The sequence below is a fragment of the Arthrobacter sp. CP30 genome (genome assembly GCF_053470025.1).
The window spans coordinates 86,728-99,250 of record NZ_JBQEMM010000002.1; the positions used below are offsets into that span (position 1 = coordinate 86,728).

General features: G+C 70.5%; 12 protein-coding genes and 1 pseudogene. 8 read left to right on the forward strand and 5 right to left on the reverse strand.

Annotated features, from left to right (window positions below; all coding sequences use genetic code 11):
- Window positions 1–72 precede the first annotated feature (72 nt).
- Window positions 73–555 (forward strand): PGPGW domain-containing protein, encoded by a 483-nt coding sequence (locus ACTIMO_RS03715; RefSeq protein WP_055766007.1) that lies wholly within the window; start codon window positions 73–75, stop codon window positions 553–555.
- 15 nt (window positions 556–570) lie between these two features.
- Here the strand turns inward: ACTIMO_RS03715 and ACTIMO_RS03720 are convergent.
- Window positions 571–627 (reverse strand): annotated as a pseudogene (locus ACTIMO_RS03720) (hypothetical protein); the annotation flags it as partial.
- A gap of 105 nt (window positions 628–732) precedes the next feature.
- On the opposite strand from ACTIMO_RS03720, the gene ACTIMO_RS03725 reads away from it, so the two are divergent.
- From ACTIMO_RS03725 to ACTIMO_RS03740, 4 genes are all read left to right on the forward strand, one after another.
- A complete protein-coding gene (locus ACTIMO_RS03725) occupies window positions 733–1,653 on the forward strand; it encodes a carbohydrate kinase family protein (protein WP_055766002.1) in 921 nt (306 codons plus the stop codon).
- 46 nt (window positions 1,654–1,699) lie between these two features.
- The gene (locus ACTIMO_RS03730) at window positions 1,700–2,227 is read left to right on the forward strand and encodes a YbhB/YbcL family Raf kinase inhibitor-like protein (protein ID WP_055765999.1); all 528 of its coding nucleotides are present in this window, start codon (window positions 1,700–1,702) and stop codon (window positions 2,225–2,227) included.
- A 133-nt stretch (window positions 2,228–2,360) separates the two neighbouring features.
- On the forward strand, window positions 2,361–3,170 hold the full coding sequence (locus ACTIMO_RS03735; RefSeq protein ID WP_055765996.1) for an HAD family hydrolase: 810 nt from the start codon (window positions 2,361–2,363) through the stop codon (window positions 3,168–3,170).
- Entirely contained in the window at window positions 3,148–3,993 is an 846-nt protein-coding gene (locus ACTIMO_RS03740; RefSeq protein ID WP_448181522.1) for a glycerophosphodiester phosphodiesterase family protein, read from the forward strand. The genes ACTIMO_RS03735 and ACTIMO_RS03740 overlap by 23 nt, the downstream gene beginning before the upstream one ends.
- 241 nt (window positions 3,994–4,234) lie before the next feature.
- Here the strand turns inward: ACTIMO_RS03740 and ACTIMO_RS03745 are convergent, their stop codons facing one another.
- The 3 genes from ACTIMO_RS03745 to ACTIMO_RS03755 form a co-directional block, all read right to left on the reverse strand.
- Window positions 4,235–5,701: a glycoside hydrolase family 43 protein gene (locus tag ACTIMO_RS03745; RefSeq protein WP_448181523.1), complete on the reverse strand. Its 1,467-nt coding sequence runs from the start codon at window positions 5,699–5,701 to the stop codon at window positions 4,235–4,237.
- 158 nt (window positions 5,702–5,859) lie between these two features.
- Window positions 5,860–6,861 (reverse strand): hypothetical protein, encoded by a 1,002-nt coding sequence (locus ACTIMO_RS03750; RefSeq protein ID WP_448181524.1) that lies wholly within the window; start codon window positions 6,859–6,861, stop codon window positions 5,860–5,862.
- Window positions 6,862–6,889: 28 nt separating this feature from the next.
- Window positions 6,890–8,218 (reverse strand): uracil-xanthine permease family protein, encoded by a 1,329-nt coding sequence (locus tag ACTIMO_RS03755; RefSeq protein WP_448181525.1) that lies wholly within the window; start codon window positions 8,216–8,218, stop codon window positions 6,890–6,892.
- A gap of 97 nt (window positions 8,219–8,315) precedes the next feature.
- Between ACTIMO_RS03755 and ACTIMO_RS03760 the strand changes: the two genes are divergently transcribed.
- Together ACTIMO_RS03760 and ACTIMO_RS03765 are read left to right on the forward strand one after the other, a co-directional pair.
- Window positions 8,316–9,170 carry an SDR family NAD(P)-dependent oxidoreductase gene (locus ACTIMO_RS03760; protein ID WP_448181526.1) on the forward strand — a complete coding sequence of 285 codons (855 nt, stop codon included), beginning with the start codon at window positions 8,316–8,318 and terminating at the stop codon, window positions 9,168–9,170.
- Window positions 9,167–10,642 (forward strand): aldehyde dehydrogenase family protein, encoded by a 1,476-nt coding sequence (locus tag ACTIMO_RS03765; protein WP_448181527.1) that lies wholly within the window; start codon window positions 9,167–9,169, stop codon window positions 10,640–10,642. Before ACTIMO_RS03760 ends, ACTIMO_RS03765 begins: the two co-directional genes overlap by 4 nt.
- On the opposite strand, the gene pgm is transcribed toward ACTIMO_RS03765, so the two are convergent.
- The gene (gene pgm / locus ACTIMO_RS03770; protein ID WP_055765987.1) at window positions 10,558–12,189 is read right to left on the reverse strand and encodes a phosphoglucomutase (alpha-D-glucose-1,6-bisphosphate-dependent); all 1,632 of its coding nucleotides are present in this window, start codon (window positions 12,187–12,189) and stop codon (window positions 10,558–10,560) included. The two genes, ACTIMO_RS03765 and pgm, sit on opposite strands and share 85 nt — an antisense overlap.
- 109 nt (window positions 12,190–12,298) lie before the next feature.
- Between pgm and ACTIMO_RS03775 the strand changes: the two genes are divergently transcribed.
- Complete coding sequence (locus ACTIMO_RS03775) at window positions 12,299–12,466, forward strand: hypothetical protein (protein WP_157365700.1); 168 nt, start codon at window positions 12,299–12,301, stop codon at window positions 12,464–12,466.
- The last annotated feature ends 57 nt before the right edge of the window (window positions 12,467–12,523 follow it).

Here is a 12,523-nt window from a genome sequence, read left to right on the forward strand (position 1 = left end):
GGCGGGGGTGGTGCCGGTTAGGCAGCCTGCTGTCCGTCGTCAGTGCCCAGCTACCTGTGTCATCCTGTGTCCATGGCAGCGAAAGAGCGGGTCCCGGGCTGGGTCCGCCGCACCGTGATCGAGGTGGTCGGCTGGACCCTCGTGGTACTCGGGATCGCCGCGCTCGTCCTGCCCGGGCCGGGTCTGCTGCTCCTCGCCGCGGGCCTCGCCGTCCTGTCGCAGCAGTACCACTGGGCTCGCCGCTACCTGAAGCCGCTGAAGGCCAACGCGTTCCACGCCGCAGCGCTGGGCGTGAAGACCATCCCCCGCATCGCGGCCAGCTGCGCCAGTGCCCTCGTGATCATGAGCCTCGGCATCGTGTGGATCCTTCAGGTCCCCGTCCCGGGATGGTGGTTCTTCGAGGACAAGTGGTGGCTGTTCGGTGGATCGGGGACGGGCATCAGCCTCGTCGTGTCCTCCGTGATCGCCCTCGCGCTCATCGCCTACAGCGTGCGGCGGTTCCGCGGGAAGCCGGTCCCGGCGACCCAGCGGGTCCTGCGGGCCAGGACGGACTAGCCCCACCGAGGAGCCGCCGTAGGAGATGAAGGGCAGCGGTGCGCCGATCACCGGCCTCATCCCCGTGACCACGGCGATGTTCCAGGGTGCCAAGGATCAGGGGCCGGGTCCGGGAGGTTCCACGGGTGATTCAGGAACTCCGGGCAGTGGGCATGCCGTGGCTGGTACGTTGAACCCGTGCTCACCGTGATCGGGGAAACCCTCATCGACGAAGTCGTCAGCGACACCGCCTCCATGCGCGCGCACGTCGGCGGCAGTCCGATGAACGTGGCCGTGGGCCTCGCCCGGCTCGGTCACCCCGCCCAGTTCGTGGGGCGATTCGGCGACGACGAGTACGGGCGGATGATCCAGCAGCACCTCCGCGACAACTCGGTGCCCTTCCCTGTCGGCCCGGATGCCCACCCCACCAGCGTCGCCACCGCCCGGCTCGATCCGGCGGGCGGTGCATCCTACGACTTCCAGCTCATCTGGGACCTGCCGGGACTCGCGGACCGGAAGGACAGCCTGCTCGACGGGACGAGCCTGCTGCACACCGGCTCCATCGCCACGATGCTCGCGCCCGGGGCCACGGACGTCCTGGCACTGGTCACCGCGGCGCACCCGCTGGTCACGGTCACCTACGACCCCAACTGCAGGCCGACCATCATCCGCGACGCCGTCGTCGCGCGCGAGCAGGCCGAGACCTTCGTGGCGCTCGCCGACGTCGTGAAGGCGTCCGACGAGGACCTCGCCTGGCTCTATCCCGGCCGGACGCCCGAGGCATCGGCCCGGGCCTGGCTGGAGACCGGCGCCGCCGTCGTCGTCGTGACCCGGGGCTCGAAGGGACCGTGGGGCGTGTGCCGCGCCGGCGAGGTCTCGGTGCCGGCGCCGTCGACGAGCGTGGTGGACAGCGTGGGCGCGGGGGATTCCTTCATGGCGGCGCTGCTCGGGGCGCTCGTGGACCTCGAGCTCGACGGCGCCCATCGCCGGGACGAGCTGCGACGAATGAACCTCGGGCAGCTCACCGGCATGCTGCAGTACGCGGCGCGGGCCGCTGCGATCACCGTGTCGCGAGCGGGCGCCAACCCGCCGTCGCGGCACGAGATGGCGCAGCCCTGAGCCGGAGGCGGCCCCCTACCCGACCGATCACCAGAGGAGCACAGCGATGACCCGCGACCCGTACGCAGACCTTCCGCAGATCCCCGAGTTCGAGCTCACGAGCGAGGACATCACGCACGACGCGCCCCTCGACGCGGCGCAGGCATCCGGCATGATGGGCGCAGGCGGCGAGGACCGGTCCCCGCAGCTCAGCTGGAGCGGCTTCCCCGACGGCACGAAGAGCTTCGCCGTCACCGTCTACGATCCCGACGCCCCGACCGCCAGCGGTTTCTGGCACTGGGCAGTGGCCAACCTGCCCCTGAGCACTACCTTCCTCCCGGCCGGTGCCGGCACGGACGGATCCGGCCTGCTGCCCGAGGGCGCCGTGCAGTTGCGGAACGACGGCGGGTTCGCCGGCTTCGTGGGTGCCGCACCTCCTGCCGGGCACGGTCCGCACCACTACCACGTGGTGGTGCACGCGGTGGACGTCGAGACGCTCGAGATCGCCGCCGACGCGACGCCGGCGTACCTCGGCTTCACCCTGTTCTCGCACGCCATCGGTCGTGCCCGGCTGGTCGGCACGTTCGAGCAGTAGCAGCCGTCCTTCCCGAGGAGCGGGGACGACGCCGGGAGCGGCCGTCCCGTCCGTCGGGCGCCACCCCGTCGAACGGCCGGGGATGGGCCCCTTCCGCGCCGGTAGGGTGGGAGCAGAACCGAAGGAGTCACCGATGCGCCTCGTGGCGAGCGATATGGACGGTACCGTCGTGGGGAACGACGGCAGAATGAGCGAACGCACCATCCGGGCGTTCCGGGCCTGCGCGGAGTCCGGCGTCGACGTCGTCTTCGTGACGGGGCGGCCGCCCCGGTGGCTGCAGCCCCTCAAGGACCAGCTCGGTCACACGGGGACCGTGATCTGCTCGAACGGCGCGCTCACCTACGATCTCGAGGGCGAGTGCGTCCTCGAGGCGACCCTGCTGGACCCGGAGGACATCTACGCCGCGCGGGACATCATCCGCGGGCTCTTCCCCGCCGCGACCTTCGCCGCGGAGACCGTCGCCGGCTTCAAGGTGGAGACGGGCTTCGCGGACGAGGCCACCTCGGAGCTCCTCGGCGGTATCACCGCCCAGCCCTTCGAGGAGTCGCTGCCGGGCGAGCAGATCGTGAAGTTCCTGGCCCGCGAGAAGGACATCTCACCGGACGCCTTCCTCGCCGCAGTCCGGCCTGCCGTCGCCCACCTGGTCTCGACGACGCACTCCGCGCCTACCGTCGCCCTGCTCGAGATGGCCGTACCCGAGATCAATAAGTCCGTCACGCTCGCCCGGTACGCGGCCGAGCGCGGCATCGACGCGGCGGACGTCGTCGCGTTCGGGGACATGCCCAACGACATCCAGATGCTCGACTGGGCAGGGTCCGGCTATGCCATGGCCTCCGGGCACCCGGATGCGCTGGCGGCGGCCAACCTGGTGGCACCACCGTTCGACGAGGACGGCGTGGCCCAGGTGCTGGAGGAGAGGCTTGCGGCACTCCGGACGGCCTGAGACCCGCCGCTACCCCTACCTCGACACTCCGCCCGGACCCTCCGGACGGCCCCGGCCGATCGCCCTCTCGCATCGCGGCTTCGCGCCCGACGGCGGCGAGAACACGCTCGCTGCCTTCGAGCGGTCCGTCGCCCTGGGATTCGCCCACCTCGAGATCGACGTCCGGGCGTCGCGGGACGGCGTGGTCATGGTCTTCCACGACGAGCACCTGGACCGGGTGACCGGCGCCCACGGGCCGATCGCGGACCGCACGGCCGAGGAGCTCCGGCAGCTCCAGGTCCAGGGACACGGGTGCATCCCCGCGCTCGAGGAGGTCCTCGCGCGCTGGCCGCAGCTCCGCCTGAACATCGACGTCAAGAGCGACGACTGCATCCGCCCCCTCGCCGAGCTCGTCGATCGCCTGGACGCCCACGACCGCATCCTCGTGGCGTCCTTCTCCGACCGCCGCCGCCGGCGTGTGCTGCGGCTCCTCGCCAGGCCGACGGCGTCCTCCGCGGGCATGCTCGTGAATGTGCTGGTGAAGCTGCTGGCGCCGGTCGGGCTCGTCGGGATGGTCGCGCGCCGTGCCGGGGTGCAGGCGCTCCAGGTCCCGGGGACCTACCGGGGCATCCGCGTGGTGACCCGCCGGTTCGTCGCGGCGTGCCACGCCGCCGGCCTGCAGGTGCATGTCTGGACGATCAACGGTCGGGAGGACATGGACCGGCTGCTGGACCTCGGCGTCGACGGGCTGGTGTCCGATGCCGCCGACGTCCTCGCCGCCTGCCTGGATGCCCGCTCCTCGTGGCCGCCGGCCGCGACAGCGCCCGACGCCGGGCTCCCGTAGCAGCCCGACCCGAGAGCCACCGTGGCTGCTGCACCTTCCGTCGCAGCGCACGTCCGGCGGGTGCGGGAGCGCAGGACGCGCTGACCCTCCGGGAGGTAAGGGGGCGACATGCGGGAGCCCGGTCGCGGCCACTCCCGCAACCGGGCTCCCTCGGTATCGGTGCATCAGCGGGGTATCGCGCCCACCGCCGATGCACCGAGCCTGGTGCCTGCGGCGCCCGTCGCGCGGGCGCCGCAGGAGTCTAGGTTCGGCCCTTGCCGGGCTTTGCGTCGACGCTCAGTTCCACGGGCTCGGTGGTGGCCGTTCCATGGGCGTTCGAGAAGGTCGCCCGGAACAGGCGTCCGTCGTCGGCGGTGCGCGCCTTCTTCACCTCGGCCGTCGAGGTGTAGGTGCCGTCGTCGTCGCGTTCCGCGCGCTGCGTGACGTCCGCCGGCTGCCACGTCACGCCGTCGTCGTCGGAGCTCTCCCAGACGGCCACCGGTTCGGGCGTGCCCACCGCGCTCGCCGTGAGCCGGGCCTTGTGGCCGTCGCGCACGGTGACGTCGACCGGCAGGGATGCGAGCTCCGGTACCTCGACGGTCTGATCCACCGTGGGCCAGCCGTCCTCCCAGCCCATCTTCTGCAGCCCGAGCGTCGGGATGTAGGGTGCCGCCGCGTTGTTCCGGTCGTAGTAGTGGAAGGCGAGGTAGTCCTCGAACACGGACTGGCCGCCGAGTCCGTTCATGGCGCCGTGCGATTCCATCAGGATGGTGCCACCCCCGCCGGCCATGTCCCGGCCCTCCCTGTCCAGGTAGGGCCCCGTGATGGACTCCGAGCGGCCCACGGCGATCTTGTAGGTGGAGTCGGCCCCACGGCAGCAGAAGTCGAAAGAGGTGAAGAGGTAGTAGTAGCCGTCGCGGTGCGTGATGTACGGCGCTTCGATCGGGTTGCCGGGGATGAAGCGATCCGCGAGGTTGACCGTCTGCGACTGCCAGTCCTCCACGGGCTTGCCGCTCGGCCACTCGAGCGGGACCAGGAAGATGCCGTACCAGAAGGAGCCGATGGACATGAAGGGCTTGCCGTCGGCGTCCTCGATGATCCCCGCGTCGATGGCGTTGAAGGTCTTGTCCGGGTTGGCGGGATCGAGTCCCTCCACCGGCGAATCGACCACGAGGCCCTGGTCCACCCACTCGTAGTCCGGGTTCTCGGGGTCGAGGGTGGTGTTCGTCGCCAGGGCGGTGAGGGAGTTGTTCCCGCCGAACTGTGACGCCGAGTAGTACAGGTAGAAGGTGCCGTCGTTCTCGTAGATCTCCGGAGCCCACAGGTTCTCCGGGAGCACACCGCCTGCGTAGCGCTCGTCGATCCAGGCCGGGATCTCGTCCCACACCGTGCCGCGGTACTCCCAGGTGGTGCCCTCATCCTTCGAGGACCACATCTGAATGGTGCCGCCGTTCTCGCGGGCCAGCAGGCCGGTGGAGTAGACGTACCAGGTGCCGTCCTCGTCGATGATCAGGGCGGGGTCGTGGATGGGGGAGGTCTCACCGACCACGGACTTGCCGCCCACGAGGTCATCGAGGCTGCCCGCGGCCGACTGCCGGGTGAGCGAGGCGGGGGCGGGAGGATCTTCGGGGCCTGCGGAGGCGGGCATCGCGGCGCCGGCCAGGGCGAGCGCCAGAACGGCGACGATACTGGCGGGGCGCGACCAGAGTGCGGGACGTGACGCCATCATCACGTGGTCCTTTCGACGGGGAGAGGACGAGCCCGACGGTCCGCGGCCCGTTTACATCGTTGTCTACATCGTTGTAGAACAGTGCCACGAGCTGGTGCTGGCAGTCAAGGATCCAATGCTAAGGACGGGAGGGAGCGGCCCCTCCTCCTGTCCGCTGATCAGGTCGTGAGGACCGGGTCCGTCAGCGTCCGCAGGTAATGGAGTGCGGCGGGGGCATAGGCGCGCATCGAGTCGTCGTCGGCGTACACGAGCAGGCGGAGCCAGGAACCGTAGCGATGCACGCGGCCCAGTCTGAGCGCGGGTTCGACGGCGGTGCGCAGCTCGGACAGGGGGGCGTAGGACGTCCAGTGGTCGAGGTACGCATCGATGACGGCGAGGATCCGGGGGTCGTCCGCCGTCGTGCTCCACTGCTCCCGCATCTGCGTGACGGGGACCAGCAGGGCACTGAAGGGATGCGCCCAGTAGGCGTCCGCGAAGTCGAAGAACCGCAGGGGGTCGGTACTGGATCCGGGCAGGAAGCAGTTCCTCGCGTGCAGGTCGTTGTGGTCTAGGGAGAGCGGGACGCCGACGCCGCGCAGTACCTCGACCGCCTCCTCGATGGCGGGCAGCCGGCGCACGACGTCGTCGGCCTCCTCCGGTCCGAGGTACAGGGGGTGTTCGGGCGGCAGGCCGGTGTGGAGGAGGAGCTGGTTCTCCACGAAGTTCGAGGCGACGTCCGGGTTCATGACGACGAGGCCCGCCTGGGACAGCCGCTCCCCGTGCGGGGCGACAGCCTGCTGGAGGCCCGCGAAGTCACCGGTGATCCGTGCCCACACGGACGCGTCGTCGGACCCGACGCTGTCCAGCGTGGCCCCGTGGTCGGCCGTCAGCAGCCAACCGCGTGACGGTTCGATGGCGAGGGGCGCCGCCACGTGGTCCGGGGCCAGTTCGCCGAGGAGCGACATGATGGAGGCCTCCGCGAACTGGCCGAGGTTGTTCTCCTTGAACCACAGCCTGCCGTGGTCGGTGGGTACGGTCAGCTGGGTGGACCAGAACCGGATGCGCGGCTGCTCCGTGGGCCCGAGGCGCGTGACGCCGAAGGACCCGAGGACGAGGTCGATCCACTGGTCCGCCTGCTGCCGCCATTCCGGCGAGGCCCAGACGGCACGCGAATTGTTCATGCCTGTGATTCTGCCATCCGGTGCGGGTTCAGCCGAGCTTGGAGGGCCTGCTGCCGTGGTCGCGCGATTCGAGCTCCTCCGGCCCGGCGACGTGCTCGCTACCGCGCACCCGGGCGATCGCCGTCATGCCGTGGAAGATGATGAGCGCCGCAGCGGTTCCCAGGGCGATGCCCGCGAAGGTGAGGTCCCCCATGACCCAGGTGAAGTCGGCGATCCCGATCACGAGGGCGACCCCGGCCGTGGAGAGGTTGATCGGGTTGGAGAAGTCCACGCGGTTCTGCACCCAGATGCGGACCCCGAGGATGCCGATCATCCCGTACAGCACCACACCGGCGCCGCCGAGGACTCCGGGCGGCACGGTGGCGATGAGCGCCCCGAACTTGGGGAACAGGCTGAGGAGGATCGCGACGACCCCCGCCACCCAGTAGGCCGCCGTCGAGTAGACGCGTGATGCCGCCATCACGCCGATGTTCTCGGCGTACGTGGTGGTGCCGGAGCCGCCACCTGCTCCGGCGATCATCGTGGCGAGGCCGTCCGCCATGAGGGCCCGGCCGGTCATCGGGTCGAGGTCCCGGTCCGTCATGGCGGCCACGGACTTCACGTGGCCGATGTTCTCCGCGACGAGCACGAGCACCACGGGGATGAACAGTCCGACGACGGACAGGTGGAACTCGGGCGCCGCGAAGTCGGGGAGACCGACCCACGCGGCGTCGTTGATCGCCGCGAGGTCCACCTCACCCCGGAGGAGGGCGACGGCGTACCCGGCGAGGACGCCGACCAGGATGGAGAGCCGCCCCAGGATGCCCTTGAAGAGGACCGTCACGAGGAGGATGGCGATCACGGTGACGAGCGCCGTGACGGGCGCCTGCTCGAAGCTGGCCTTCGCCGTCGGCGCGAGGTTCAATCCGATCAGGGCCACGATGGCGCCCGTGACGATCGGCGGCATGGCCACCTGGATCCAGCGCGCCCCCGCGGTGTGCACGATGAACCCGATGATCGCCAGTGCGGCACCGGCCATGATGATCCCGCCCAGCGCCCCGGCGGGCCCGTGCTGCGACTGCGCCGCGGCGATGGGCGCGATGAACGCGAAGCTCGAGCCGAGGTAGCTCGGTATGCGGTTCGCGGTGATGACGAGGAACAGGAGGGTGCCGATGCCCGAGAACAGCAGGGTGGTGGACGGCGGGAAACCTGTGATCAGCGGCACCAGGAACGTCGCGCCGAACATCGCGACCACGTGCTGCGCGCCGATGCCGACGGTCCGGGGCCAGGAGAGGCGCTCGTCGGGAGCGACGAAGCCGCCGGGGGTGACGTTCCTGCCGTCCCGGTGCAGGGTCCAGCCGATACCTCGTGTGCTCATGGGGGTGCCTTCCGGGTGGGTCGGGGGTTCCGGCAAATCCTATCGGCAGCGCGTGACGGGGGTGTTACGTTGCTTGTCAGCGAGCAAAGGGGCAGACATGGCATTCACGGTCCGCGGACGCACCGTGCTGGTCACGGGTGCAGGCATGGGCATGGGCAGGCTGTATGCCGAGCGGGCCGCGCGGGAGGGGGCGGGCGCCGTCGTGCTGTGGGACATCGATGCACGGGCGCTCGAGGACGTGGTGGCGCACCTCGCCCCGCACGGCGCCACCGTCCACAGCTACGTGGTGGACGTCGGATCCGTGGAGTCGATCCGGGCAGCGGCCGCCGCGGTCCTGAACGACGTCGGTGTCCCCGACGTCCTGGTCAACAACGCCGGGATCGTGCGCGGCGCGTACTTCTGGGAGCACGACCACCTCGCGGACATCGACCTGACCCTGCGCGTCAACGCCGCCGGTCCCATGCACGTCGCACGGGCCTTCCTGCCGGCGATGATCGGGCAGGGACGTGCAGGTAGGATCCTGAACGTGGCATCGGCGTCCGGCACCCTGTCCGTCCCGCGGATGAGCGTCTACGCGGCGTCCAAGTGGGCCGTGATCGGCTGGAGCGATTCACTGCGCCTCGAGCTGCGGGCCGCGCGCCATCCCATCGCCGTCACCACCCTGATTCCCAGCTACATCAGGACCGGCATGTTCGAGGGTGCCCGAGGCCCGTTCATGACCCCGCTCATGGAGCCGGAGTACGTGGTGGACCGGGCCTGGAACGGCATGCTCGGCGGACGCGCCCGGGTCCAGCTGCCCTGGACCGTGCAGCTCGCGGGCACGCTCCGCGCTGTGCTGCCGCAACCCGTCTGGGACGTCGTCGCGGGCCGCGTCCTCAGGATCTACAGCTCCATGGACCACTTCACCGGGCGCCAGGACGGCCCCGCCTCCGAGACGAAGGACACGCCATGAACGCCACTGCACTCCTCGACGGCCGACGCCGGTACTTCGACACCGGTGCCACACGGCCCGCGACCTGGCGGCGCGGGCAGCTCGAGGCCCTCCGCCGCCTTCTCGTCGACCGCGAGGAGGACTTCACGGCCGCCCTCGAGGCGGACCTCGGCAAGAGCCGCACGGAGGCGTTCCTCTCGGAGATCGCCGTCGTGCGGGCCGAACTGGACTTCGCCCTCAAGCACCTCGACCGGTGGATGGCGCCGGAGAAGATCCCCGTGCCGGGCGGCCTGCGCCCCGGGCGCGCGTGGACGCAGGCGCGCCCGCTCGGGGTCGTGCTGATCATCGGGCCGTGGAACTATCCGCTGCAGCTGGTCCTGGCCCCCCTGGTCGGTGCGCTCGCGGCGGGCAACACGGCGGTGCTGAAACCCAGTGAACTGGCCACCGCGACCTCCGCCGTGCTCTCCCGCCTCGTGCCGCTGTACCTCGATGCCGAAGCGGTGTCCGTGGTGGAGGGCGGGGTGGAGGCCAGTACCGATCTCCTCGCGCAGCCCTTCGACCACGTGTTCTACACGGGGGGCGAGCGGGTGGGGAAGATCGTGATGAAGGCCGCTGCGGAACACCTCACGCCCGTCACGCTCGAGCTCGGCGGGAAGTCCCCGGCCGTCGTCGTCGGCGGCGACCTGCGCGCTGCGGCGAGGCGTATCGCCTACGGCAAATTCATGAATGCGGCGCAGACGTGCGTGGCTCCCGACTACATCCTGACCACGCCGGCCGCGGCCCCGGCCCTGGCCGACGCCCTGGGCGATGCGATCCGGGACTTCTACGGCAAGGATCCGCGGATGTCGGGGGACTACGGCCGCATCATCAACGAGCACCACTTCGACAGGATCGTCGGGCTCCTCGACGGCGGGAGGGTCGTCTCCGGCGGCCGCCACGACCGCGCCGATCGGTACATCGAGCCCACGGTGCTGCGGGACGTTGATCCGGCGTCACCGCTCATGCAGGAGGAGATCTTCGGCCCGCTGCTGCCCATCCTCGAGGTGGAGGACCTCCAGGCCGCGATCCGCTTCATCGGTGCACGACCCCACCCGCTGGCCGCCTACCTCTTCAGCGATCGCGACGATCACCTGGCGGCGTTCACCCAGCAGGTCCAGGCAGGCGGGCTGGGGCACAATGTCTGCACCATCCAGCTCGCGGTCCCCGGCCTGCCCTTTCGGTGGCGTCGGAGCCAGCGGCACGGGCAGCTACCACGGCCGGCAGTCCTTCGTGACCTTCAGCCACCTGCAGCCCGTGTTCTCGAAGCCGTCGGGACTGGACACCCTGCGCCTCGCCTACCCACCCTTCGGGCCGGTCAAGCGGGCCCTGCTGCGCCGGCTCCTCTAGGGCCGGCGCAGGGCCCGCCGGGTCAGCTGATGACGCCGTCCACGAGGGCCTTCGCCTCGGCCTGGACCTGCTTGAGGTGCTCCTCGCCGCGGAAGGACTCGGCGTAGATCTTGTAGACGTCCTCCGTCCCGGACGGGCGGGCCGCGAACCAGGCGTTCTCCGTGGTCACCTTCAGGCCGCCCACGGGGGCACCGTTGCCGGGCGCCTCCGTCAGGCGGGCGGTGATCTCCTCGCCCGCGAGGGTCGTGGCAGTGACGTCCGACGGCGAGAGCTTGCCGAGGGCGGCCTTCTGCTCGCGCGTCGCTGCGGCGTCGATGCGCGCGTAGACCGGCGCGCCGAAGCGTTCGGTCAGCGCGCCGTAGTGCTGTGACGGCGTCTTCCCCGTCACGGCAGTGATCTCCGAGGCGAGCAGCGCCAGCAGGATGCCGTCCTTGTCCGTGCTCCACGGTGACCCGTCGAGGCGCAGGAAGGACGCTCCGGCGGACTCCTCGCCGCCGAACGCCAGTTCTCCGCTGAGCAGGCCGGGGACGAACCACTTGAAGCCCACCGGGACCTCCTGCAGCACGCGGCCGAGATCGGCGGCGACACGGTCGATGATCGAGGACGAGACGAGGGTCTTGCCGATCACGGCGTCGGGACGCCAGTTGGGCCGGTTCGCGTACAGGTACTGGATGGCGACGGCGAGGTAGTGGTTGGGGTTCATGAGTCCGGCGTCGGGGGTGACGATGCCGTGGCGGTCGGCATCGGCGTCGTTCCCCGTCGCGATGTCGAACGTGTCCGCCTGCTTGATGAGCGAGGCCATGGCGTACGGGGAGGAGCAGTCCATCCGGATCTTCTCGTCCCAGTCGAGCGTCATGAACGCCCACTGGGGGTCGACCGTCGGGTTGACCACGGTGAGGTTCAGGTTGTGGCGCTCGCCGATCGCGCCCCAGTAGTCCACGGCGGCGCCGCCCATGGGATCGGCGCCGATGTGCACGTTCGCGGAGCGGATGGCGTCGAGATCCAGGACCGAGGGGAGGTCGTCGACGTAGTGCTGCAGGAAGTCGTAGGTGCTGATGCCCTCGGCGGTCCGCGCCTGGGCGATGGGCATGCGCCGGACATCGCGGAGGCCGCCCTCGAGGAGGTCGTTGGCGCGGTTCGCGATCCACGTGGTGGCATCGGAGTCGGCGGGGCCTCCGTGCGGTGGGTTGTACTTGAAACCGCCGTCGGCCGGGGGATTGTGCGAGGGGGTGATGACGATCCCGTCGGCCTGCTCCGTGCGCGTCGCGTTGTACCTGAGGATGGCGTGCGAGACGGCCGGGGTGGGGGTGTAGGCGCCGCGGGCGTCGACGAGGACGGCCACGTGGTTGGCCGCGAGGACCTCGAGGGCCGTGTTCTGCGCGGGCTCGGACAGCGCATGGGTGTCCTTGCCCATGAACAGGGGCCCGGTGATCCCCTGCCCCGCGCGGTACTCGACGATCGCCTGCGTGATCGCCGCGATGTGCCCCTCGTTGAAGGAGGACTTGAGGGAGGACCCGCGGTGCCCGGAGGTCCCGAAGGCCACGCGCTGCGCGGGGTCCCCGAGATCGGGTTCGACGTCGAAGTACGCGTCGAGCAGTTTGGTCACGTCGACGAGGTCGGAGGGGAGGGCCACTGTGCCCGCTCGGTTAGCCATGGCCCCAGCATCTCAAAGAACGCGGCCGATTACACCCGGTGTCGCTGATCGTCAGTAAGCTGAGGATCAGCACCCGGCCAGGGTGGAGACGCGAACGGAAGGAAGCACCATGAGCGACGGTCCCAGCGACACCCCCACCGGCGATCCCGAGGAGCAGGGCGCCGAGAAGGCCGGCAACCTCGACGAGCAGCTCGCCGGTGGTTACGGCGGACCAGGCACGGAGGACGAGGTGGCCCCGGACTTCGAGGCGGACAACGGCAGCGGTCCCACCGGCTGACGCCGATGGGGGCGGCGACGCCCGGAGCCGTGTGACCGCGCCGGACGGCGGCCGACA